Here is a 21,314-nt window from a genome sequence, read left to right as displayed (position 1 = left end):
CCTGACTAGCGCACCCCGAATCCGGCGATCAGCACGTCGACGACCTCCTCGGGGGTCGGGAAGTCGATGCGCAGCATGCCCCGATAGGTGATGAACCCGACGCTCATGTCGGTCAGCAGCCACGGGTCGACGTCGGGCCGTAGCTCGCCCCTGGCCAGGGCGCGGTCGAAGATGCCCCAGTCGTCGCGCAGCCGGTCGCGCATCATCGTGCGCATGATCTCGGCCACCTCCGGATCCTGTCCGGCCGCGCCGTACATCTGGAGGGAGACCGGCCCCATGGCGCTCCATGCGCTCATGGTCTCGCGCACGATGGCCAGCAGGTCGCCGCGGAACGAGCCGGTGTCGGGAGTGGCGACGGAGGAGTCCGTCAGCCCCCGCATCGCCTCCAGCAGCAGGTCGCGCTTGGTGGCGTAACGCCGGAAGACGCTGGCCCTGCCGACCCCGGCGGCCAGCGCCACCTCGTCCATGGTGAAGTCGAGCCCGCGCGACAACAACATCCCCACGGCCGCGCGCCGGATCCGCTGGTCCACGTCCGGGTCGGGTTGACGAGGCATAGTGAGACTCCTAGTATCAGATACTGTGGGTATCAAAACAAAGAGAGTAGTCGTCATCGGCGCCGGCGTCGCGGGACTCGCCACGGCCAGGGCCTTAAGAGCGCAAGGCCACCACGTCGAGGTCCTCGAGGAGGCCCCGGAGCCCCGCGCCACGGGCGGGTCGATCAGCATCTGGCCGGGAGCGAGCACGATCCTGGAGCGCCTGGGCGTCGACCCCGGCCGCAAGGGCAGCAGGCTGCGCGAGATGCAGACCCTGTCGCCGCGTGGCCCCCGTCGCGCCGGCGTCGACCTGGCCGTCGCCGAGCGTCGCCTCGGCGCCCCCTCCTGGCACATCGCCCGTCAGGACCTCGTCGAGCTGCTCGCCGAGGACATGGAGGTCACCTACGGCGCCACCATCGCCTCGGCCGACCCCGACAGGGCCGAGGTCCGGCTCGCCGACGGCACGACGGTCGGCGGCGACGTGCTGGTGGGCGCCGACGGCCGCCGCTCGGTCGTACGGCAGGCGTTGTGGAACGAGGATCCCGCGCGTCCCAGCGGCTGGGTGACCTGGCAGGGCTACCTGCAGGGAGAGCCGATGTGGCGCTTCCTCGACGGTGTGGCGGGCCCGAAGCTCAGGGGCCGGCTCGGCGGGGGTGTCCAGCACACGGTCACCATGATGGTCGGCCGCGCCGGACTGTTCGGCTTGGCGCCCGCCGGCTCCGGCCGCCTGCTGTGGTGGTTCGACGTGCGCTCCAAGCCCGGCCGCCCGCTCTGGACCGACGAGAGCGACCCGCTGCCCGCGTTGAAGGGCCTGTTCGGCGGCTGGGCGGACCCGGTCTCCACGCTGCTGGGCCTGGTCTCGGCGCCGCCGTCGTTCGCGCACGTCAAGCATCGCGTGCCGAGGGTCTGGGGGAGGGGCCCGACGACGCTGGCCGGTGATGCCGCGCACAGCATGCCCCCGGCGATGGCGATGGGCGCCAACCAGGCGCTGGAGGACGCCTGGGCCCTGGCCCTCGGCATCGGCGATCTGCGCCGCTACGAGCGCGAGCGCACCAGGGTGGTGCGCCTGCCCGCGGTCATGGCGGGCCTGGAGATGTCGAACTATCCCACCCCTCCCATGCCCGACGCCGTGATGAGCTCGATGTTCACCACGTTCCTGCGCAGGTCGAGCACCTACCTCTTGACCACTCCCCGGTAAAGACGCATATTGAGCAACGCAGTGCGTATTACGCAACAAACTGTGGAGCCATCTGTGTCGAGTCTGATCCCCACCCTGCCCGGCCGCTCCTACACCGACCCCGAGATCTTCGCCGAGGAACAGCGCAGGATCTTCGAATCCCTCTGGCACTGCGCCGTCAGATCCGACGAGCTGACCAGGCCAGGAGCCTTCAAGACCGTCAGAATCGGCCGCGAGAGCGTGATCGTCGTCAGGGGCCGCGACGATCGTTTACGCGCCTTCCTCAACGTCTGCCGCCACCGCGGCGCCCGCCTGTGCCCTGAGGAGTCGGGCGAGGTCAAGCGGACCATCAGGTGCAGCTACCACGCCTGGGCCTACGACCTCGACGGCACCCTGGTCGCCGCGCCCAACCTCGTCAAGATGCCCGACGTCGACCGGGTCAGGTACGGCATGCTCCCCGTGCACCTGCGCGAGTGGCTCGGCTACGCCTGGCTCTGCCTGGCCGACGAGCCGCCGGACTTCGAGGAGAACGTCAAGGGCGCGGCCACCGAGCGCCTGGGCGACCCGGCGGCCATCGACCGCTACCACGTCGACAAGCTCGCCCTGGGCAGGCGCATCGTCTACGACGTGAAGGCCAACTGGAAGCTGATCGTCGAGAACTTCATGGAGTGCTACCACTGCGCCACGATCCATCCCGAGCTGACGGCGGTGCTGCCGGAGTTCGCGGGCGGTTTCGCGGCGCAGTACTACGTGGGCCACGGCGCCCTGTTCGCCGAGAAGGCCGAGGGCTTCACGATCGACGGCTCCCGGGGCTTCGCCAAGCTCCCCGACGTGAGCGAGGAGCAGGACCGCCGCTACTACGCCATCACCGTCAAGCCGCAGGTCTTCATCAACCTGGTGCCCGACCACGTGATCCTGCACCGCATGTTCCCGCTGGAGGCCGACCGCACGATCGTGGAGTGCGACTGGCTTTACCACCCCGACGTTGTCGGTAAAAATCTTGACAAGTCGGTGGAGCTCTTCCATCGCGTCAACGAGCAGGATTTCGAGGCCTGCGAACAGACCCAGCCCGGCATGTCGTCACGGGCCTACCGCGACGGCGGCGTGCTCGTGCCGAGCGAGCACCACATCCAGAAATTTCATGACTGGGTGAACCAACGCTTGCGGGGATAGCGCACGGTCAGGTTCCCGTATGACAACTCCCCGGTCACGTGCACGTGCGGCATCCCGGAATGCTGGGAGACGTCCAGCGAGACCGAGCCCCATCCGGTGCGCAACTCGTCGGTGTCGGCGGAGGCGCCCATCGGAAGGATGATCTTCGCCGAGCCGTACGCGAGCTCGAACCGCACCTCGACGAGGGGATGGAGGCAGCGGGCCTCGGACAGGTCCAGGTCCGCGCTGCCGTACTTGGAGACGACCCGCAGCGTCCTGGGCACCTCCCAGTCTCCGGCACGCTGCAGGGAGCCGTTCTTGGACTCCAGATGGACCAGTTTGGCCGGCGCCGGGAGATCGGCGAGCAGTCCCTCCAACTCGTCGTGCGTCCGGGCCGACAGTGCCCGCTCCAGGCGCTGATCCATCTCGACCGGGGTGAGCCGCCCCTCGGTGAAGGCCACCTGCAGGCGCTCGACGGTCAGATCTCGGTCGTGATCGGAGGCGCGCACACTTTCAGACTAATACGGCAGCACACGCCCTGAAGGTGTGCGAAGGTCGATGGGCGGGGGGCGCCGCGGGGGCCGGGGCCGCTGGATGACCTGGACTCTCTTCACCGGGGACCTCCGTTTGAGGGATTGCCTCCTGTATACCCGGACACGACAGATGAATGTCACCGGTCTCGACACGCCGTAGGAAAGGTAACGTGGGCAGTGATGCTGGCCGACCCTTTCGTGCACCCGGCGTTCTTCTACCGAGGCGGCCGGGAGTACACCGCTGTCACGGTGCCGTTCGTCCGCGCCGGGCTGACAGCCGGCGAGCCGGTGGCCGTCGCGGTGCCTCCGGCCAATCTCAAGCTGCTCGAACACGAGCTGGGCGCCGAGGCCGCGCGGATCGAGCTGATCGACATGACCGTCGCGGGCCGCAATCCGGGCCGGATCATCCCCGCAGTGCTGCGCGACTTCGCCGACCGCCACCGGGGCATGCGCGTGCGCATCATCGGCGAGCCGGTGTGGGCGGGGCGCAGCGACAGCGAGTATCCCGCCTGCGCCCAGCACGAGGCGCTGATCAACCGCGCCTTCGCGGGCAGGCGCGCCACGATCCTGTGCCCGTACGACGCCGACGTGCTCACCCCCGAGATGCTCGCCGACGCCGAGCGCAACCACCCGGTGCTGTGGGGGCGCGAGCGCACCGCTCCCTACGCTCCCGACGAGGTCGTCGCCCGCCACAACCGGCCGCTCCCGGTGCCCGACGGCGCGACCAGGCTGCGCTTCGACCGCTCGAATCTGAGCGAGGCCCGGCACCTGGCCGCCGAGCTGGCCGTACGGCTGGGCTTCCCGGAAACCCGGCTCCACGACATCCGCCTGGTGATCGCCGAGCTCGGCGCCAACAGCCTCGACCACGGCGGCGGCGGGGGCGAGCTGCGGTTGTGGACCGACGACGACCGCATGGTGTGCGAGGTCGCCGACAGCGGCCACATCGTCGACCCGCTGGTCGGCCGCCGTCCCGTCGACCCCCGCACCGCGGGCTCGCGCGGGCTGCTGATCGTCAACCTGCTGAGCGACCTGGTCAGGGTGCACACCCGTGAGGGTTTGACCACCATCCGCGCCTATTTTGAGGTTCCCTCGGGCATCCTGTCGGCATGACCTGGTTGCGCCCGATGCGGCCACGCGACGTCGCCGAGTCCCATCGGGTGGCCACGACGCTGGAGCTCTTCTTCGACCTGTTCTTCGTCGTCGCGGTCGCCGCGGCCGGAGTGCAGCTGCACGAGCGCATCGTCGAGAACCACGTCCTGGCCGGGGTGCTGGGGTACGCGCTGGTCTTCTACGCGATCTTCCTGGCCTGGCTGCAGTACACCTGGTTCGCCTCGGCCTACGACACCGGCGACATCGTCTTCAAGCTGCTGACCCTGGTCGTCATGGCCGGGGTGGTGATCCTGGCCGCCGGCATCCCGCGCATGTTCGAGCAGGACTTCACCCTCGGCGTCACGGGGTACGTGGTGATGCGCCTGGCCCTGGTGGCCTTCTGGGTGCGGGTGGCGCGCAGCGATCCCGAGCGGCGGCCGACGGCGATCAGGTACGCCGTCGGCACCACGCTGGCGCAGTGCGTGTGGGTGAGTTTCCTGTTCGTGCCCGAGCCGCTGAAGCTGCCGTGGCTGGTCGTGGGCATCGTCGCCGACATGGCGGTGCCCGCCTTCGCCGAGCGGGCCGGTCGCACGCCGTGGCACCCGCACCACATCGCCGAGCGCCACGGCCTGTTCACCATCATCGTCATGGGCGAGAACGCCCTGGCCGTGGTCAACGCCGTGCGGGAGGGCACGGCCGAGCACGAGCTGCACTCGGGGCCGCTGTGGCTGGCCGCGGGCGGGCTGGTGATCGTGTTCTCGATCTGGTGGCTGTACTTCCGCCCCGACACCGCGCACGCGCTGGAGAACCGGCGCAGCGCCTTCGTCTGGGGATACGGGCATTACGTGGTCCTGGCCTCGATCGCCGCGATCGGCGCCGGTCTGGAGGCGGCCGTCAGCTACGAGAGCGGCCACGCGCACATCTCGCTGCTGACCGCCGGGCTGGCACTGGCCGTCCCGGTGGCCCTGGCGGTGTTGTCGATCTGGGTGGTCCAGGTCAGGCCGCACGGCTACGGCACGATCGCCTTCCCCGTCGCCGCGGTGCTCGTCCTGGCGACGGCCCCGCTTCCCACGCAGTTCCAGTCGCTCGTCATCGGCGTCGTCATGATCGGCCTGGTGGCGTCGACCACCCGACCCTGATGGGGTCAGCCCTACCAGGGTCTGTCTCCGTGCAGGTCAGCGCGGGCGGTCCGACTTTGGGAGTAAGGGTCGGATAAGGAACTTCCAGGGTCGATCTCCGATACTGCTCAAGCGGCGATTTCGACACCGTTGAAGCATGAAGGGATTGCTGATCAGCGGGTTCACGGCCATCGCCGCCGGAACGGGTTCCATGCTCACCTTGCACGCGGGGGCGGGGCTCGACCCTGTGCACAGCGTGATCAGCGAGTACGCGTTCCAGTCGATCGGCTGGCTGCTGCCGCTCTCCCTGACGTTGTTCGCCGTCGGCTCCGCGCTGATCGCCGGGGCATTGGCGCGGGCCGGGGCGGACCGGCGCGTGGTGTTGCTGATGGTGGCGTGGGGCGTCTCGATGTTCCTGATCGGCGCCTTCCCGACCGATCGGCCGGGTGTGCCGCTGTCGTTGTCAGGAGGCATCCACCGCTACGCGGCGTTCGTGGCCTTCCTGGTCATGCCGGTGGCGGGACTGCTGCTGGCCAGGGCCAGGACCCGCTACGCGCGGGCGTTGCGGGTCCTGAGCGGGGTGGCGCTGGCCGCGCTCCTGGCCGTGGTCGTGCCGTACGTGATCAGGATGTTCGGCTTCGATCTCACCAACGACGACATCCCCGCGGGGGTCACCCAGCGGGTGGTCGTGGTGACCGAGGTGGCCGTGCTCGCCCTGGCCGGGTTGTCGCTGCTGCGTCAGCGCTCCCAGGGAGCGGTGTCGCCGATCTTGGCGTAGTACTTGGCCAGGTGCGACTTGACCCGGTCGACGTCGCCCTTGGGGATGTCGACCCCGCCGCGGGCGCCCTGCATGACGCCGCCGGCGGCCATCACGGCCCTGGGCACCACCTTGAGTTCGCCGTTGACGATGTCGGCGATGGGCAGCTTGTAGGAGCCCCATTCGTCGGCCTCGTCGGCGTTGTACCAGACGTGCGCCTCGCGGTAGCGGGCGTTCGGCCCGTCCTCGGCCCCCGCCCACTTGCGGACACGCTTGTCGGCCGCCTCGGCGTCCCACTCGCGGTCACGATCGGCCATGGGCAGATCTTGGAATCGGGTAACTGTCATTTCGTGCCCCTACCCGGGTAGGTGGGCACTATGAGCATTCTGATTGCCTATGACGGCTCCGACGACTCCAAGGCGGCCATCGCGTTCACCGGTACGCTGCTCAAGGGCCAGTCGGCCGTGGTTCTTACGGTCTGGGAGCGCTTGTCCACCGTCTCCATGCGCACCACGATCGGGATGATGCCGATCGCCGACACCTCCGCCGAGGACGAGGCGATGCGGCAGGCCATGAAGGAACTGGCCGAGCGGGGCGCCGAGCTGGCCAGGCAGGCCGGTCTCGAGGCCACGCCCCGCTACGAGGGCGACTCGCTGGCGGTCTGGTCGGCGATCGTCGACGTCGCCGACGAGATCGACGCGACCATGATCGTGACCGGCACCCGCGGCCTGGGCGGAGTGCGTTCGCTCCTGCTGGGCAGCACCTCCGACCGGGTGCTGCACCACGCCAAGCGCCCGGTGCTGGTGGTGCCCGCGGCTGAGACGGACGGCTGACGCCGGCCGTTCATCTTCCTCCGTCACAATCACCCCATGTCTGACGCCCTCGCCCGCCGCCTGAGCACTTCCGACGCGGTGACCGTCGGCCTGTCCGCCATGATCGGGGCCGGCGTGTTCGCCGCGTTCGCTCCGGCGGCGGGCGCGGCCGGCTCCTGGTTGCCGGCGGCGCTGGCCCTGGCGGCGGTCGTGGCCTACTGCAACGCCACCTCCTCGGCCAGGCTGGCCGCGCTCTACCCGGCCTCCGGCGGCACCTACGTGTACGGCAGGAAGCGGCTGGGCGACTTCTGGGGCTACCTGGCCGGGTGGGGCTTCGTCGTGGGCAAGACCGCGTCCTGCGCGGCCATGGCCCTGACCTTCGGCGCCTACGTCGCGCCGGCGCTGGCCCGGCCGCTGGCGGTGGGCGCGGTGGTCGCCCTGACCGTGCTGAACCTGTTCGGCGTCGAGCGGTCGGCGCGGGTCGCGCGGGTGCTGGTCGCCTTCGTGCTGGCCGTCCTGGCCGTCGTGGTCACCGCCGCCTTCCTCGCAGCCCCGGCGGCGACGGAGGCGCAACCGGGCTCCGATCCCGGGCTCACCGGCGTCCTGCAGGGCGCGGGCCTGCTGTTCTTCGCCTTCGCCGGATACGCCCGCATCGCCACCCTCGGCGAGGAGGTGCGCGAGCCCCAGGCGATCCCGCGCGCGATCAACATCTCGCTGGCCGTCACGCTGACCCTCTACGCCCTCGTCGCGGCCGCCGCCCTGACGACGCTCGGCCCGGTCGTGCTGGCCGGCTCCGCGATGCCGCTGGCCGACGTCGCGCGCGCGGCCCAGGCCGGTTGGCTGGTGCCCGTCGTGGTCGCCGGCGCCGCCGTGGCGTCGCTGGGCGCGCTGCTCGCCCTCATCCTCGGCGTCTCGCGCACCGTCCTGGCCATGGCGCGCGAGCGCGACCTGCCGTCCGTCCTGGCCGCGGTCCATCCGGTACGGCAGGTGCCGTACCGGGCGGAGCTGGCGGTGGGCGCCACGGTGATCGTGCTCACCCTCGTCGCCGACCTGCGCGGCGCGATCGGGTTCTCCTCCTTCGGCGTGCTGGTCTACTACGCGGTCGCCAACGCCGCGGCCTTCACGATGAGCCGCGAGGAGGGCGGCCCGGTCAAGGCCGTGCCGGTCGCCGGGTTCGTGCTCTGCCTGGTCCTGGCGGCCACCCTGCCGTGGCGGTCGGTGGTCGCCGGCCTCGTGGTCTTCGCGGTCGGCATCCTGCTGCGTATGATGGGAGCGTCCCTTCGACGATGGTCCTGACGCACCGCGAAGCGTCACCTCGCATGAAGACTTCCGCGGAAGGAATCCGCCCCCGCCGATGAGCGGGATCACGGTCCGCACTCGCCGAGATCTGCGTTCCGCCAGGCGCCGCCGCCCGCCGCGCTGCCTGGGCCACCTGATAGCCGCCCCGCTGTGGCCGATGCACGGCGTCAACCTCGGCACGCTCCTGCGCACCTGCGACGCGGTCGGCGCCTGCCTGGCCGTACCCCGCCTGCCCTGGGTGCCCGAGGCGCTGGCCAAGGGCAACACCCTGCCCGCGGGCGCCTGCGTGCACTGGGTGCGCCCGCTGCGCTGGCTGGCCGAGTGCCGTGCCTCCGGGCATCGGGTGCTGGGCGTGGAGCTGGCCGAGGAGTCGGTACGGCTGGCCGACCTGCCCATGGCCAGGCAGCCGACCGTCGTCGTGCTCGGCAACGAGGCGCAGGGCATCCCGCCGGAGGCGCTCGACCTGCTCGACGGCGTCGTCGAGATCCCGATGATCGGCACGGGGGCCAGTCTCAACGTGGCCGTCGCGGGATCGCTGGTTCTCTACAAGCTCGCGGGGTTCAGTTGAGCGGCCCGGCACGCTAAAGTCCCGCCATGATCATGAGGGCGATGGACTGGGTGGCCCGCCGCCTGATAGGGGCCGGGTGGACCCGTCGGGTAGCCGAGCTCACCAGCACGGGAGCGCGCAGCGGGCTGCCGCGCTCCACGGTGCTCGCCGTCCACGAGGAGGCGGGCGGCAGCCTGCTCGTCGTGGGCAGCAACTTCGGCAAGGACAAGCACCCCGACTGGAGCGCGAACCTGCTGAAGAACCCCAGCGCGCAGGTGCGCTTCGCCGGCGACCGGTTCCCGGTGGCCGCCGAGCTGCTCTCCGGCGAGGAGCGGGCGGCCGTCTGGCCCGCGCTCAAGGCGGGCAACAAGGTCTACGAGAAGTACGAACCCCAGGTGGAGCGCGAGATGCGGGTCTTTCGCCTGACGCGCGCTAGCATGGAGGCATGACGACGTATCAGGTGATGATGGCCCCCTAGGGGGCTTCCACTGACGCGTCTTAGACGACGAGGCCCTGCGAACCGGGGCCTCTCATCGTGCCGGGGCCCCACTGGGAGGCACCCGATGTACATCACCACGACGATCCCCTACGTCAACGCCCGGCCCCACCTGGGCTTCGCGCTGGAGATCGTGCAGGCCGACGTGCTCGCACGACATCACCGGGCGCGCGGCGAGCAGGTCAGGTTCCAGACCGGCACCGACGACAACTCGCTGAAGAACGTGCTGGCGGCCGAGGCCGCGGGAGTGCCGGTGCGCGAGCTGGTGGACCGCAACGCCGCGGCCTTCGCCGAGCTGCGATCCGTCCTCGACCTGTCGTTCGACTCCTTCATCAGGACGAGCGCCGACCCCCGGCACCGCGAGGGGGTGGAGCGCCTGTGGGAGGCGACCACGCATGATCTCTACCAGAAGCACTACGAGGGCCTGTACTGCGTGGGGTGCGAGCAGTTCTACCCGGAAGGGCAGTGCGCCGAGCACAGCGCGCCGCTCCAGCACGTGTCGGAGCACAACTGGTTCTTCCGGCTCTCTCGCTACCAGGACCGGCTCATCGAGCTGATCGAGGGCGGCGGGTTGCGGATCGAGCCGGTCGCCAGGCGCAACGAGGTGCTGTCGTTCCTGCGCGGCGGGGTCGAGGACATCTCGATCTCCCGCTCGGCCGAGCGGGCGCGCGGCTGGGGCATCCCGGTGCCCGGCGACCCGAGCCAGGTCGTCTACGTGTGGTGGGACGCCCTGGCCAACTACGTGACCGCGCTGGAAGATTACGAGCGCTGGTGGGTGCGCGAGCCGCGCAAGACGCACCTGGTCGGCAAGGGTGTCATCCGCTTCCACGCGGTCTACTGGCCGGCCATGCTGCTGTCGGCTGGGCTGCCGCTGCCCACGGAGATCTTCGTCCACGACTACCTGACCTTCGGCGGCAGGAAGATCAGCAAGTCGGCCGGCCTCACCGCCGACCCCGCCGAGGTGGTCGACCGGTACGGCGCTGACGCGCTGCGCTGGTGGCTGCTGCGCGAGGTGCCGAGGGTGGGCGACGTCGACTTCACCGAGGAGAGGCTCGTCGCCCGGCACGACGTCGACCTGGCCAACGGGCTCGGCAACCTGGTCAACCGGGTGCTCACCTTGATCGAGAAGTACGGCTTCGCCGAAGGGGCCGCGCCTCTGGAGTCGTGCCTGGTCGTGGGGGAGCGGGTGCACGCCGCCCTGGAGGACTTCGACTTCCGCCAGGCGGCCGCGGCCGTGTGGGCGATCGTCGACGAGGCCAACGCCTTCATCGAGCGGGAGCAGCCGTGGAAGCTCGCCGATCCCACGGCCTGCCTGGGCACGCTGCTGCACGCCCTGCGCACGCTTGCCGTACAGCTGGAGCCGTTCCTGCCCCGGGCGGCGGCGCGGGTGGCGGCCCAGCTGGAGGTGCTGACGCCGCAGCCCCTCTTCCCTCGCCTGGGACGGTGACGTACGGTGTGGCACACCGACCAGCCGGTATGGAGGACTCGCCATGCCTTTCGTCAACTCCGTCCGCGGACCCGTCGACGTCGCCTCGCTGGGGCAGACGCTCATGCACGAGCACGTGTTCGTGGTGGCCACCGAGCATCTCGACAACTACGGCCAGGGCTCCTGGTGGGATGAGGAGTTCCGGGTCGCCGACGCCGTCACCAAGCTGAGGGGCCTCGTCGCCAAGGGGGTCACCACGATCGCCGACCCCACGGTGTGGGGGCTCGGGCGCTACATCCCGCGCATCCAGCGCATCAACGAGCAGGTGCCCGAGCTCATCATCATCCCGGCGACGGGGCTCTACAGCTACGACGAGATCCCGCACCAGTACGAGCACCGGGGGCCGGGGCTGCTGTTCGACATCCCCGACCCGATGATCGACGACTTCGTGCGCGACCTGACCGTGGGCATCGCCGACACCGGGGTCAAGGCCGCCTTCATCAAGTGCGTGGTGGAGCAGAAGGGGCTCACTCCGGGCGTCGAGCGCATCTGCCGGGCGGCAGCCCAGGCGCACGTGCGCACCGGCGCGCCGATCACCGTGCACACCAACTCCTTCACCCAGAGCGGGTTGCTCGCCCTCGACCTGTTCGCCAAGGAGGGCGTCGATCTGACCAAGGTGGTCGTGGGACACGCCGGTGACAGCAACGATCTCGACTATCTGATGAAACTGGCCGACCAGGGGGCGATCCTGGGCATGGACCGGTTCGGGCTCGACCTCTACAACCCCACCTCGCAGCGGGTCGAGACCATCGCGGCCCTTTGCGCCCGCGGGTACTCGGACCGTATGGTGCTAAGTCATGACAGCGCCTGTTTCATGGATTACTTCGGCGGCGCCTGGGACGAAGCCCTCCAGACAGCGGCACCGAACTGGCGCTACGATCACATTCACGACGACGTCTTGCCTGCTCTGCGTGTCGCGGGCGTGAGCGATGGGCAAATAGAGCAGATGCTGGTGCACACCCCGCGGAGCTATTTCTCCTAGAACCCTGGAGGAGAGTCGGTGAATTCGGAGCAGCAAGCTCTGTCGATCAGCCTTGGCCTGCAAGGGCCGAGCGTCATCGCCAGGCTCTCCGGAGACTTCGACTTCGCCTCCGCCGCCGAGGTGCGCGAACGGGTCACCAAGGCCCTCGACCTCACCCAGCCGCCGCTGCTCGTCATCGACCTGCAGGCGGTCGACGTCTGCGACAGCTCCGGCCTGTCGGTGCTGGTCTACCTCCACAAGGCGGTGACCGCCTCCGGCGGTCGGCTGCTGCTCACCGGGCTGCACGGCCGGGTCAAGCACCTGTTCGAGCTGACCGCGCTCGACAAGTTCTTCGACCTCAGGCCGACCGCCGAGCTGGCCATCGCAGAACTTGGCGAATCAGGGCATTCGCCGCCTTTTGCGGGGTAGTCGGCGATGCATGTCGGACTCGCTGGGCGCCTATCTGGCGGAGATAGGCCGCACCCGTCTGCTCACCGCCGATGAGGAGGTCGAGCTGGCCCGGCGCATCGAGGCCGGGCTCTACGCCGCGCACCTGATCGAGGACGGCCCTCCCGATCCGTCGCTGGAGGCCGTCAGGCTCGACGGGCTGCTCGCCCGCGAGAGGCTGATCCGCTCCAACCTCCGGCTGGTCGTCTCGGCGGCCAAACGGTTCGCCAACCGGGGTCTTCCCCTGCTCGACGTCATCCAGGAGGGCAACCTCGGGCTGATCCGCGCCGTCGAGAAGTTCGACTACGCGCGCGGCTACAAGTTCTCCACCTACGCCATGTGGTGGATCCGCCAGGCGATCGAGCGCGGGCTCAACGACAAGTCCCGCACCGTCCGGCTGCCCGTGCACGTGGGGGAGGAGCTGACCCGGCTGCTGCGCGCCGAGCGCAGGCTGCTGGTGGACCTCGGCCGCGAGCCGAGGCCGGAGGAGCTCGCCGAGGCCGTGGGGCGTACGGCGGAGCAGATCGCGGAGCTGCGGCGCTTCGGCCAGGACACCGTCAGCCTCGACATCGCGGTGGGCGCCGACGGCGAGGGCAGCATCGGCGACCTCATCGTCGAGGAGGACGGGCTGCACGTGCAGGACTTCATGGAGCAGCGGGTGCTCGGCGACTCCATCCGCGGCTGGGTCGAACGCCTGCCGTACCGGGAGGCCTACATCGTCAACGCCCGCTTCGGCCTGGCGGGCCGGCCGGTCCAGACCTACCGCGAGATCGGCGAGCATCTGGGGCTGACCCGCGAGCGGATCAGGCAACTGGAGAAGCAGGCGTTGAAGCGGTTACGCGAGCGCCGCGATTTGCTCGCATGGGCGTCGTAACCGGTTGACTTCGCCCCGGCTGTGGAGGTCAATCGAGGGTGGGGGCCACACATATCTGGGGGCAATGTCGTATGAACCGACGTCTCGCCGGCGTCCTCGTCGCGCTCAGCGCGGCGACCTCGTTAGGGCTGGCAGGCCAGCCGTCGTCCGCAACCGTTTCCGAGAGCGCCGAGGTGTCGGCGCCCAAGCACCTTCGTCAGAAGATCTACATCGGCCGGTGCAAGGACACCTGCAAGGTCAGGGTCCGCGTCACCAACATCTCCCGCACGAACATCTACCGGGCCAGGCTCACCGTCACGCTGCGGGTCAACGGCCACAAGATGGGAACCTGCCGCGACACCATCGGCGACATCCGGGCGCGCCGCGTGAAGTGGGGCGGGTGCACGATCCGCACGGACAAGCTCGACGGCTACTGGGACCGCTGGGAGTACGGGGACCTCAGCCGTTGGTACACCGATGTGCGCACGGTGGTGAGCTACACCTACTACAGCTGACGGGCCATCGATGATGGGCGGCTCTCCCGCGGGGGCCGCCCATTCGACGATCAGGCAGTGATCATCAGGGCCAGGCCGATGAGGACCACCACGGGAAGCAGCCAGACCACGGCCTCGGCGGCGAATTCCTTGTACATCGTCGAATACTCCCTCAGGGCGCACGGGTGTCAGAGTGCAGCATAGTGGCTGGCTCGTAGTGCTTGGATATGATGCGTGGCCATGGATGGGGCTGGAGCGGACGTCAGCAAGCTCCGGGAGCACAACTCCCTCAGCGTCGTCAGGGCGATGCGGGGTCAGCCTCCCGCCACCGTCACCGAACTCGCCGGCCGTACTGGCCTGTCGCGGCCCGGCACCGACGTCGTCGTGCGCGGCCTGGTCACCGACGGGTGGGTCAAGGTCGTCGAGCCCGACGGCAGCACCGTCGGTCGCCCGGCCCGCCGCTACCGCTTCAACGCCGACGCGGGCCACGTGATCGGCGTCGACATCGGCGCGCACAAGATCCTCGTCCTGCTCGCCGACCTCGAGGGCGAGGTCGTGCGCAGCCATCGGGTGCCCGTCGAGCCCGAGGCCGACCCGGCCGTACGGCTCGCCGCCATCGACACCGCCATCACCGAGTGCCTCGACGCGGCGGGCATGCGGCCCGACCGGATCTGGGCCGTGAGCGTCGGCGTGACGGGACCGGTCGACGCCACCGGGCGCACCACGCTGTTCACCCCGCTGCCGGGCTGGGCGAGCGTGTCGCTCGCCGAATACCTGTCGGCCAGGTTCTCCTGCCCGATCCTCGTCGAGAACGACTGCAAGCTCGCCGCCGTCGCCGAGCGCTGGAAGGGCGTCGCGCAGGACGCCGACGACATCGTCTACCTGCTCGCCGGCATGCGCAACGGCGCGGGCCTCATCCTCGACGGCACGCTGCGCCGAGGGTACGGCGGGGCGGCGGGCGAGATCGGCGCCCTCAAGGAGGTGCGGTGGCTGCGCGCGCCCTCCCACCTGGAGAACTGCCCGGGAGTGCCCGCAGGGGTGCATCCCGACGACCGGGCGGCCTGGGTGTTCGAGCAGGCTCGCGAGGGCAACCCCGAGGCCAGGGCGGCGCTGCGCCGCTACGTCAAGGATCTCGCGATCGGCGCCGCCGCGCTCGTCCTGGCCCTCGACCCGCAGGTCGTCGTCCTCGGCGGAGGCTTCTCCCGGTCGGCGGACCTCATCGTCCACCCGCTCGAGCACGAGCTCGGCCGGCTGTGCCTGCGCGTGCCGGAGATCAGGGCGTCGACGCTGGGGGCCGACAGCGTCGCGCTGGGGGCGTTGCGGGTCGCGCTCGACCACGTCGACGCGTCGTTGTTCGCCGACGGCATGCCGGCGCCGCTCACCCGCTGACGCGCCTCAGAGGTCGCTCTCCTGCTGGTCGAGGATGGCCAGGGCGGCGGCGACCGCGGCCGCCTGGTCGCGGCGCTCGATCGCGGCCAGCAGGTCCTCGTGGCTGTTCTCGCCCGGCCGGACCGCCCGCTGCAGGCAGTGGTCGTCGCGCACGCTCTGCCTGATCGACTGGCTGAGGCCGCGGTAGAGGTCTCCCAGCACCGGGTTGTGCGCGGCGTGCGCGACGCGCACGTGGAAGTCGACGTCGGCGTCGGCGAACGCGTCGAGCTCGCCCGCCCTGGAGGCGTCCGTGCGCCGCGAGCTCGCCTCGCGCAGCCCTTCCAGGTCGGCCTCGGTGCGCTTGGCCGCCGCCAGCCGCGCGGCCACCAGGTCCAGGCCCCGCCGTACGTCGATGATGTCGAGCTGGGCGGCCCGTTCCAGCCGCCGGCTGAGCGCCACCTCCGACTCGTCGGTGGCCATGACGTAGGTGCCGTCGCCCTGCCGCGTCGACAGCAGCCCCGAGTGCACCAGCACCCTGACGGCCTCGCGCACGGAGAGCCTGCTCACGCCCAGGGTGGCGGCGAGCTGCAGCTCCGAGGGGATCTTGTCGCCGACCCGCCAGGCACCGCTGTGGATCTCCGCGCGCAGCTCCGCGAGCACGCTGTCCACAATCGACGGCTTCGCAACGCTTCGCATCGATCCCTTTCCCAAACATCTGATGTCTGATAATTCTTGCCGCGTGACACAGGTGCTCTTCAAGAACGTCCGGCCTCACGACCTCCTCGTCGAAAATGGTCGCATCGCCGACCCGCGCGAGGCACGCCAGGGGGCCGAGACGGTCGACTGCGGCGGCGGGCTCGCCCTGCCCTCGTTGGTCGACGCCCACATCCACCCGGACAAGACCACCTGGGGCCAGCCCTGGCTCAGCCGCGAGCCCGCGACCACCCTGCGCGAGCTCATCGACGGCGACGTCAACGCCCGGGCCCACATGAAGGCGCCCGTGGCGCAGCGGGCCGGCGCGCTCATGGACCGCGCCGTCGCCGGCGGCGCCCGCGCCTGGCGCGCCCACGTGGACGTCGCCCCGGTCTACGGCCTCGACAACGTCCACGGCGTACGGCAGGCCGCCGACGAACGGCTCGGGCTGCTCGACGTGCAGATCGTCGCCTTCCCCCAGCTCGGCCTGCTCAGCCGCCCCGGCACCGCGGCCCTGCTGGAGCAGGCACTCGACGAGGGCGCCGACATCCTCGGCGGCCTCGACCCCGTCGGCGTCGACGGCGACCTGCACGGGCACCTCGACCTGCTCTTCGGGCTGGCGCGGAGCAAGGGGGTGCCGCTCGACATCCACCTGCACGATCGGGGCGCACCCGGCCTCGACCAGCTCAAGGAGATCGCCCGCCGTACGAAGGACAGCGGGCTGACGGTCACCGTCAGCCACGTCTTCTGCCTGGAGGAGCGCGGCGACCTCGGCGACCTGCTCGCCGAGTCGGGCGTCTCCCTCACCACCTGCGCGCTGGGCGCCGACCCGGTGCTGCCGGTGGCCGAACTGGCCGCCCGCGGCGTGCTGGTCGGGCTCGGCTCCGACGGCGTCCGCGACCCCTGGACCCCGTTCGGCGACGGCGACATGATCACCAGAACCCACCTGCTGGCCTACCGCACCGATGCCAGGACCGACGAGGAACTGGCGGCCTGCTGGGCCACCGCGGCGCACGGGGGCGCCGACCTCCTCGGCCTGGAACGTTCCCTCCTGCGGCCGGGCGACCCGGCGGACTTCGTCGTGGTGCCCGGCGACTCCGTCGCGCAGGTCGTCGTGGACCGCCCGGTCCCCAGCCATGTCGTACGCGGCGGCCGCGTGGTCGCCCGCGACGGACACCTCCTCGAAAGGACCCCCCGATGATCCGCTGTACCCTCCCGCTCGCGGGCCTGGCCCTGGCGCTGACCGCCTGCGCGGGAGCGCCCCAGCAGCCGTCCGCCACCGCCGGGCAGTCCGCCGCCCCCGCGACCCTCGACCTGAAGTACACCACCCAGGCCGCGACCAAGGGCCTGGACGAGATCAAGTGGAACCTGCCCTACGAGCCGGCCACCCTCGACGCCGTCAAAGCCTCCAACTACGCCGAGAACACCGCGCTGGCCAACCAGTGCGAGAGCCTGCTCAAGATGACCCCGGAGATGACATCGGAGCCGGGCCTGGCCGAGAAGGCCGAGAACCCCGACCCGACCACCTGGGTCTACACGATCCGCCCAGGCGTGAAGTTCTGGAACGGCAAGGAGGTCACCGCCGAGGACGTGGCCGCCAGCCTCAACCGCAACCTCGTGCCCGAGAACGGCACGCTGTGGGGCACCTACTACGCCCACGTCGACACGATCAAGGCGACCGCGCCGATGCAGGTCACGGTCAAGCTCAAGCAGCCCGACGTGCTGTTCAACCAGGCCATGGCCACCCCGGCCGGCGTCGTCATGGAGAAGGCCTTCCTCGACGGCGCGGGCAAGGACGTCGGCACCGCGGCCAAGGGCGTCATGTGCACCGGCCCGTTCAAGCTGGAGAGCTGGAAGAGCGGCGAGTCGATGACGCTCGTGCGCAACGACGACTACTGGGGCGCCAAGGCCAAGTCCGCCAAGCTGCGTTTCAGCTTCATCGCCGACGAGACCACCGCCGTCAACGCCCTGCGCGCCGGCGAGGTCGACGGGCAGTACTTCTACCTGCCGCCCGCCGCCGTCGGCCAGCTCATCGACTCGCCCACCGGCTCGGTCACGCTCGGCCAGTCGCTGGTGTTCTGGGCCCTGCTCGGCGCGGCCAAGGAAGGCCCCTACGCCGACCCGCGCGTGCGCGAGGCGCTCTCGCTCGCCCTCGACCGCGCCGCCATCGCCAAGGTCGTGCTGCAGAACACCTCCCAGCCGCAGCGCGCCATGGTCGGCCCCGCCTACTGGACCTACGCCCAGGACTCCTTCAAGCAGGCCTACGAGGCGCCCCCCGGCCGAGAAGCAGGACCTGGCCCGCGCCAAGCAGCTCCTCGCCGAGGCGGGCTCGCCCACCGAGCCGATCACCATCGGCGTGCAGGGCAGCTCCGCCGTCCACGAGCAGACCGCCAACCTGATCAAGGCCTCCGGCGAGGCGCTCGGGCTCAAGATCGAGCTCAAGGTCGTCCCCGTCGACCAGTACGGCAACCTCTACGGCTCCGACCCCAAGGCCCGCGAGGGCATCGACGCCTTCTTCTCCACCTGGTACGGCAACCTGCCCGACCCGCTCGACGTCTACTCGGTCTTCGCCGACGGCGCCCGCACCAACTTCAACGGCTTCCAGGGCGTCGACGCCGACCTGGCCAAGGCCCGCGCGGAGTACGACGACGCGGCTCGCGCCGCGCTGATCACCGGCATCCAGGACAAGGTCACCCGCGGCGTCGCCTGGACGACCATGACCAACCTGTCCGTCGTGCTCTACATGAACGACCGCGTCACCGGCGCGATCCCCTCCTTCGCCTTCCTGTACACCCCGTGGGCGATCGACCTGGGCGCCAAGTGAGGTTCCTGGCCAAACGGCTGGCAGGGCTGGCGACAGTCCTGCTGGTCGCCTCCTTCTCCGTCTACGGGCTGCTCTACCTGGTGCCAGGCGGCCCCCTGGGGGTGCTGCTCGGCCCCCGCACCCCCAGCCCCGAAGTGGTGGCGGCGGTCAAGCGGGAGTGGCGGCTCGACGAGCCCTTCCTGGTGCGCTACTGGCTGTGGCTGACCGACGCGCTCGGCGGCGACCTGGGGCGATCGATCGTCTACAAGAGCGAGGTGGCCTCGCTCATCGGCTCCCGCGCCACCACCACCGCCCTGCTCGTCCTCTACGCGATCACCCTGATCGTGCTCGGAGGCGTGCTCTTCGGGACACTGGCCGCGCTGCGTGGAGGCTGGGTCGACACCCTGATCTCGGCGCTCTCCTCCGCGGTGCTGGCCGTACCCGCCTTCGTCGTCGGCGTGGTGCTGGTGATCGTCTTCGCGCTCACCCTCGGCTGGTTCCCCGTCTTCGGTCCCGGAGACGGCTTCGGCGACCGGATCCACCACCTCACCCTGCCCGCGATCACCCTCGCCCTCGGCATCGGCGGCTACCTCGCACGCATCACCCGGACCTCGGTCGGCGGCGAACTGCGCAGCGAACACGTCGAGACCGCGCGCAGCCGCGGCCTGCGCGAGGGCCCGATCATCCGGCGCCACGTGCTGCGCAACGCCGCCATCCCCGTGGTCACCGTGACCGGCGTCAACGTCGCCGGGCTCATCGCCTCCTCGGTGGTGGTGGAGAACATCTTCGCGCTCGACGGCCTGGGCTCCCTGTTCGTCCGCGCCATCCTCCAGCGCGACTTCGCGATCGTCCAGGGCGTGGTCCTGGTCCTCGTGACCGCCTTCGTCCTCGTCAACCTCCTGGTGGACCTGTGCTGCAAAGCTCTCGACCCGCGCCTCCCGCTCTGAGCGGGCTGACCGGCGTGTTCGGCGGCAGGGCCGGGACTCTCGCCGCGGCCTTCCTGCTGGCGCTGGTCACCGTGACCGTCCTGGCCCCCGTCGTCGCGCCCCACGACCCGGACCTGCCCGACCTGTTCAACGCCCTCGGCGGCAGCTCGGCCTCGCACCCGCTCGGCGGCGACGCCCTCGGCCGCGACGTGCTGTCCAGACTCCTGTACGGCGGGCGCACGACCCTGATCGGGCCCGTCCTGATCATCGCCGTGTCCACCGTGCTCGGCACCGCCCTGGCGATCACCGCCGCCTGGTGGGGCGGGAAGGTCGACGCCGTCGTCTCGCGCGTGCTGGAAGTGCTCTTCTCGGTGCCCGGCATCGTGTTCGCCCTGGTCACCGTGGCCGTCCTCGGGCCCGGCATCCCCGGCGTGGTCACCGGACTGGCCGTCGCGTACACGCCCTACGTCGCCCGAGTCGTCAGGGGAGCGGCCCTGCGGGAACGCAACCTGCCGTACATCGCCGCCGCGTGGGTGCAGGGGCGGTCGGGGTGGGCGATCTGCACGCGGCACCTGCTGCCCAACCTGCGGCCGCTGATCGTCGCGCAGTCGGTGTCAGGGCTCGGGTTCGCCATGGTGGACCTCGCGGCGATCTCGTTCCTCGGGCTCGGCGTGCAGCCGCCGGAGGCGGACTGGGGGTTGATGGTGAAGAGCGGACTGGACAGCGCGATGAGGGGGAACCCGATGGAGGCGTTGGGGGCGGGGGTTCTCATCGCGCTGGTGGTGGCCTCGGTCAACGTGCTGGGAGACCGGCTGGGGAGGCGGTCATGACGCTGCTCACGATCACCGACCTCGGACTCTCGATCCCCCACGGCGGCGGACAGTGGCGCACGCTCGTCGAGCAGGTGGGCCTGACCATCGCCCCCGGCGAAGCCGTCGGCCTCGTCGGGGAGTCGGGCTCCGGCAAGTCCATGACCGCCCGAGCCGTCATCGGCCTCACCCCGCCCGGCGCCCGCCTCACCGGCTCCGTCCGCTTCGCCGGCGCCGAGATCCTCGGCCTGCGCGGCAGACCCCTGCGAGAGCTCCGCGCCCGACGGGTGGCGATGATCTTCCAGGACCCGCGCGCCCACATCAACCCGGTCCGCAGCATCGGCGACTTCCTCACCGAAGCCATGAGGGCCAACCTCGGCATGCCGTCCAAGGCGGCCGCGGCGCGTGCCGTACAACTCCTCAAGCAGGTCGGCATCGGCGACGGCGAACGCCGCATGCGGCAGTACCCGCACGAACTCTCCGGCGGCCTCCTGCAACGCGTCATGATCGCCTCGGTGCTCACCGTCGAGCCCGAGCTCATCCTCGCCGACGAACCCACCACCGCCCTCGACGTCACCACCCAGTCGGAGGTCATGGCCATCCTCGACGAGGCGAGACGCGAGCGCGGCACCGCCATGCTCCTGATCACCCACGACCTCGAACTGGCCGCCGCCACCTGCGACCGCCTGGCCGTCATGTACGCGGGCCGGATCGTCGAGCACTACACCGACACGCCCCGCCACCCGTACACGACGGGACTGCTGAAGTCGCGCCCCGACCTGTTCGAGCGGCCCGAGCGCCTCCACGTCATCCCGGGACGCCCGGTCGCCGCCTTCGAGGCGGGCGAGGGCTGCGCCTTCGCGCCGCGCTGCCCGCACGCCCGGCCGCTCTGCTCGGAAGCACGCCCCGCCCTGGCCGGCGACGTGGCCTGCGTGCGCGTCGAGGAACTGGCATGACCGCG

General features: G+C 70.6%; 24 protein-coding genes and 1 pseudogene. 21 read left to right on the top strand and 4 right to left on the bottom strand.

Annotation, left to right across the window (positions count from 1 at the left end):
* Positions 1–5: 5 nt before the first annotated feature.
* A complete protein-coding gene (locus ACIBH1_RS14295) occupies positions 6–554 on the bottom strand; it encodes a TetR/AcrR family transcriptional regulator (RefSeq protein ID WP_397314142.1) in 549 nt (182 codons plus the stop codon).
* Between the two features lie 25 nt (positions 555–579).
* On the opposite strand from ACIBH1_RS14295, the gene ACIBH1_RS14290 reads away from it, so the two are divergent.
* Together ACIBH1_RS14290 and ACIBH1_RS14285 are read left to right on the top strand one after the other, a co-directional pair.
* Positions 580–1,731, top strand: coding sequence for an FAD-dependent oxidoreductase (locus ACIBH1_RS14290; RefSeq protein ID WP_397314141.1), 1,152 nt, complete (start codon positions 580–582; stop codon positions 1,729–1,731).
* 54 nt (positions 1,732–1,785) lie between these two features.
* A complete protein-coding gene (locus ACIBH1_RS14285; protein ID WP_397314140.1) occupies positions 1,786–2,883 on the top strand; it encodes an aromatic ring-hydroxylating dioxygenase subunit alpha in 1,098 nt (365 codons plus the stop codon).
* Here the strand turns inward: ACIBH1_RS14285 and ACIBH1_RS14280 are convergent.
* Positions 2,850–3,371: a DUF1707 domain-containing protein gene (locus tag ACIBH1_RS14280; protein WP_397314139.1), complete on the bottom strand. Its 522-nt coding sequence runs from the start codon at positions 3,369–3,371 to the stop codon at positions 2,850–2,852. The two genes, ACIBH1_RS14285 and ACIBH1_RS14280, sit on opposite strands and share 34 nt — an antisense overlap.
* Positions 3,372–3,575: 204 nt before the next feature.
* On the opposite strand from ACIBH1_RS14280, the gene ACIBH1_RS14275 reads away from it, so the two are divergent.
* The 3 genes from ACIBH1_RS14275 to ACIBH1_RS14265 all read left to right on the top strand — a co-directional run bounded on the left by ACIBH1_RS14275 (position 3,576) and on the right by ACIBH1_RS14265 (position 6,380).
* Positions 3,576–4,505: an anti-sigma factor RsbA family regulatory protein gene (locus ACIBH1_RS14275; protein WP_397314138.1), complete on the top strand. Its 930-nt coding sequence runs from the start codon at positions 3,576–3,578 to the stop codon at positions 4,503–4,505.
* The gene (locus tag ACIBH1_RS14270) at positions 4,502–5,623 is read left to right on the top strand and encodes a low temperature requirement protein A (protein WP_397314137.1); all 1,122 of its coding nucleotides are present in this window, start codon (positions 4,502–4,504) and stop codon (positions 5,621–5,623) included. Before ACIBH1_RS14275 ends, ACIBH1_RS14270 begins: the two co-directional genes overlap by 4 nt.
* 136 nt (positions 5,624–5,759) lie before the next feature.
* Positions 5,760–6,380, top strand: a complete 621-nt coding sequence (locus ACIBH1_RS14265; protein WP_397314136.1) for a DUF998 domain-containing protein — start codon at positions 5,760–5,762, stop codon at positions 6,378–6,380.
* On the opposite strand, the gene ACIBH1_RS14260 is transcribed toward ACIBH1_RS14265, so the two are convergent.
* The gene (locus ACIBH1_RS14260) at positions 6,341–6,676 is read right to left on the bottom strand and encodes a hypothetical protein (RefSeq protein WP_246379141.1); all 336 of its coding nucleotides are present in this window, start codon (positions 6,674–6,676) and stop codon (positions 6,341–6,343) included. The genes ACIBH1_RS14265 and ACIBH1_RS14260 overlap by 40 nt on opposite strands.
* Before the next feature lie 60 nt (positions 6,677–6,736).
* On the opposite strand from ACIBH1_RS14260, the gene ACIBH1_RS14255 reads away from it, so the two are divergent.
* The 10 genes from ACIBH1_RS14255 to ACIBH1_RS14210 all read left to right on the top strand — a co-directional run bounded on the left by ACIBH1_RS14255 (position 6,737) and on the right by ACIBH1_RS14210 (position 15,143).
* Positions 6,737–7,192, top strand: coding sequence for a universal stress protein (locus tag ACIBH1_RS14255; RefSeq protein WP_397314135.1), 456 nt, complete (start codon positions 6,737–6,739; stop codon positions 7,190–7,192).
* A 36-nt stretch (positions 7,193–7,228) separates the two neighbouring features.
* On the top strand, positions 7,229–8,467 hold the full coding sequence (locus tag ACIBH1_RS14250; RefSeq protein ID WP_397314134.1) for an APC family permease: 1,239 nt from the start codon (positions 7,229–7,231) through the stop codon (positions 8,465–8,467).
* Between the two features lie 58 nt (positions 8,468–8,525).
* The gene (locus ACIBH1_RS14245; RefSeq protein WP_397314133.1) at positions 8,526–9,038 is read left to right on the top strand and encodes a TrmH family RNA methyltransferase; all 513 of its coding nucleotides are present in this window, start codon (positions 8,526–8,528) and stop codon (positions 9,036–9,038) included.
* A 26-nt stretch (positions 9,039–9,064) separates the two neighbouring features.
* Positions 9,065–9,466: a nitroreductase family deazaflavin-dependent oxidoreductase gene (locus ACIBH1_RS14240; RefSeq protein WP_397314132.1), complete on the top strand. Its 402-nt coding sequence runs from the start codon at positions 9,065–9,067 to the stop codon at positions 9,464–9,466.
* 114 nt (positions 9,467–9,580) lie between these two features.
* Entirely contained in the window at positions 9,581–10,960 is a 1,380-nt protein-coding gene (locus tag ACIBH1_RS14235; RefSeq protein WP_397314131.1) for a methionine--tRNA ligase, read from the top strand.
* A gap of 43 nt (positions 10,961–11,003) precedes the next feature.
* Positions 11,004–11,981: a phosphotriesterase gene (locus ACIBH1_RS14230; RefSeq protein ID WP_397314130.1), complete on the top strand. Its 978-nt coding sequence runs from the start codon at positions 11,004–11,006 to the stop codon at positions 11,979–11,981.
* Positions 11,982–11,999: 18 nt separating this feature from the next.
* The gene (locus ACIBH1_RS14225) at positions 12,000–12,389 is read left to right on the top strand and encodes an STAS domain-containing protein (protein WP_181612376.1); all 390 of its coding nucleotides are present in this window, start codon (positions 12,000–12,002) and stop codon (positions 12,387–12,389) included.
* A 10-nt stretch (positions 12,390–12,399) separates the two neighbouring features.
* A complete protein-coding gene (locus tag ACIBH1_RS14220) occupies positions 12,400–13,281 on the top strand; it encodes an RNA polymerase sigma factor RpoD/SigA (RefSeq protein ID WP_397314129.1) in 882 nt (293 codons plus the stop codon).
* Positions 13,282–13,352: 71 nt separating this feature from the next.
* Positions 13,353–13,775 carry a hypothetical protein gene (locus tag ACIBH1_RS14215; RefSeq protein WP_397314128.1) on the top strand — a complete coding sequence of 141 codons (423 nt, stop codon included), beginning with the start codon at positions 13,353–13,355 and terminating at the stop codon, positions 13,773–13,775.
* A gap of 219 nt (positions 13,776–13,994) precedes the next feature.
* On the top strand, positions 13,995–15,143 hold the full coding sequence (locus tag ACIBH1_RS14210) for an ROK family protein (RefSeq protein WP_397314127.1): 1,149 nt from the start codon (positions 13,995–13,997) through the stop codon (positions 15,141–15,143).
* Positions 15,144–15,149: 6 nt separating this feature from the next.
* Here the strand turns inward: ACIBH1_RS14210 and ACIBH1_RS14205 are convergent, their stop codons facing one another.
* A complete protein-coding gene (locus ACIBH1_RS14205; RefSeq protein WP_397314126.1) occupies positions 15,150–15,818 on the bottom strand; it encodes a FadR/GntR family transcriptional regulator in 669 nt (222 codons plus the stop codon).
* 43 nt (positions 15,819–15,861) lie between these two features.
* On the opposite strand from ACIBH1_RS14205, the gene ACIBH1_RS14200 reads away from it, so the two are divergent.
* The 6 genes and pseudogenes from ACIBH1_RS14200 to ACIBH1_RS14175 all read left to right on the top strand — a co-directional run bounded on the left by ACIBH1_RS14200 (position 15,862) and on the right by ACIBH1_RS14175 (position 21,309).
* Positions 15,862–17,016, top strand: coding sequence for an amidohydrolase (locus ACIBH1_RS14200; RefSeq protein WP_397314125.1), 1,155 nt, complete (start codon positions 15,862–15,864; stop codon positions 17,014–17,016).
* A pseudogene (locus ACIBH1_RS14195) lies at positions 17,013–18,068 on the top strand (ABC transporter substrate-binding protein); the annotation flags it as partial. The gene ACIBH1_RS14200 and the pseudogene ACIBH1_RS14195, both read left to right, overlap by 4 nt.
* Positions 18,069–18,108: 40 nt before the next feature.
* Complete coding sequence (locus ACIBH1_RS14190) at positions 18,109–18,639, top strand: ABC transporter substrate-binding protein (RefSeq protein WP_397314668.1); 531 nt, start codon at positions 18,109–18,111, stop codon at positions 18,637–18,639.
* Positions 18,612–19,565 (top strand): ABC transporter permease, encoded by a 954-nt coding sequence (locus ACIBH1_RS14185; protein ID WP_397314667.1) that lies wholly within the window; start codon positions 18,612–18,614, stop codon positions 19,563–19,565. The genes ACIBH1_RS14190 and ACIBH1_RS14185 overlap by 28 nt, the downstream gene beginning before the upstream one ends.
* A complete protein-coding gene (locus tag ACIBH1_RS14180; RefSeq protein WP_397314124.1) occupies positions 19,529–20,374 on the top strand; it encodes an ABC transporter permease in 846 nt (281 codons plus the stop codon). The genes ACIBH1_RS14185 and ACIBH1_RS14180 overlap by 37 nt, the downstream gene beginning before the upstream one ends.
* Positions 20,371–21,309, top strand: coding sequence for an ABC transporter ATP-binding protein (locus ACIBH1_RS14175; protein ID WP_397314123.1), 939 nt, complete (start codon positions 20,371–20,373; stop codon positions 21,307–21,309). Before ACIBH1_RS14180 ends, ACIBH1_RS14175 begins: the two co-directional genes overlap by 4 nt.
* The last annotated feature ends 5 nt before the right edge of the window (positions 21,310–21,314 follow it).

Source organism: Nonomuraea sp. NPDC050663 (assembly GCF_044456985.1).
Lineage (GTDB): Bacteria > Actinomycetota > Actinomycetes > Streptosporangiales > Streptosporangiaceae > Nonomuraea.
The sequence above is the reverse complement of the archived record's forward strand: the minus strand, read 5'-3'. Positions and strand labels throughout refer to the sequence as shown.

Excerpts from the sequence above, each read along its gene's own strand:
- ACIBH1_RS14235 (WP_397314131.1), top strand. The coding sequence starts at position 9,581 with ATGTACATCACCACGACGATCCCCTACGTCAACGCCCGGCCCCACCTG.
- ACIBH1_RS14265 (WP_397314136.1), top strand. The coding sequence starts at position 5,760 with ATGAAGGGATTGCTGATCAGCGGGTTCACGGCCATCGCCGCCGGAACG.
- ACIBH1_RS14255 (WP_397314135.1), top strand. The coding sequence starts at position 6,737 with ATGAGCATTCTGATTGCCTATGACGGCTCCGACGACTCCAAGGCGGCC.
- ACIBH1_RS14240 (WP_397314132.1), top strand. The coding sequence starts at position 9,065 with ATGATCATGAGGGCGATGGACTGGGTGGCCCGCCGCCTGATAGGGGCC.
- ACIBH1_RS14215 (WP_397314128.1), top strand. The coding sequence starts at position 13,353 with ATGAACCGACGTCTCGCCGGCGTCCTCGTCGCGCTCAGCGCGGCGACC.
- ACIBH1_RS14220 (WP_397314129.1), top strand. The coding sequence starts at position 12,400 with ATGTCGGACTCGCTGGGCGCCTATCTGGCGGAGATAGGCCGCACCCGT.
- ACIBH1_RS14270 (WP_397314137.1), top strand. The coding sequence starts at position 4,502 with ATGACCTGGTTGCGCCCGATGCGGCCACGCGACGTCGCCGAGTCCCAT.
- ACIBH1_RS14245 (WP_397314133.1), top strand. The coding sequence starts at position 8,526 with ATGAGCGGGATCACGGTCCGCACTCGCCGAGATCTGCGTTCCGCCAGG.
- ACIBH1_RS14230 (WP_397314130.1), top strand. The coding sequence starts at position 11,004 with ATGCCTTTCGTCAACTCCGTCCGCGGACCCGTCGACGTCGCCTCGCTG.
- ACIBH1_RS14175 (WP_397314123.1), top strand. The coding sequence starts at position 20,371 with ATGACGCTGCTCACGATCACCGACCTCGGACTCTCGATCCCCCACGGC.
- ACIBH1_RS14260 (WP_246379141.1), bottom strand. The coding sequence starts at position 6,676 with ATGGCCGATCGTGACCGCGAGTGGGACGCCGAGGCGGCCGACAAGCGT.
- ACIBH1_RS14205 (WP_397314126.1), bottom strand. The coding sequence starts at position 15,818 with ATGCGAAGCGTTGCGAAGCCGTCGATTGTGGACAGCGTGCTCGCGGAG.
- ACIBH1_RS14210 (WP_397314127.1), top strand. The coding sequence starts at position 13,995 with ATGGATGGGGCTGGAGCGGACGTCAGCAAGCTCCGGGAGCACAACTCC.
- ACIBH1_RS14250 (WP_397314134.1), top strand. The coding sequence starts at position 7,229 with ATGTCTGACGCCCTCGCCCGCCGCCTGAGCACTTCCGACGCGGTGACC.
- ACIBH1_RS14275 (WP_397314138.1), top strand. The coding sequence starts at position 3,576 with ATGCTGGCCGACCCTTTCGTGCACCCGGCGTTCTTCTACCGAGGCGGC.
- ACIBH1_RS14295 (WP_397314142.1), bottom strand. The coding sequence starts at position 554 with ATGCCTCGTCAACCCGACCCGGACGTGGACCAGCGGATCCGGCGCGCG.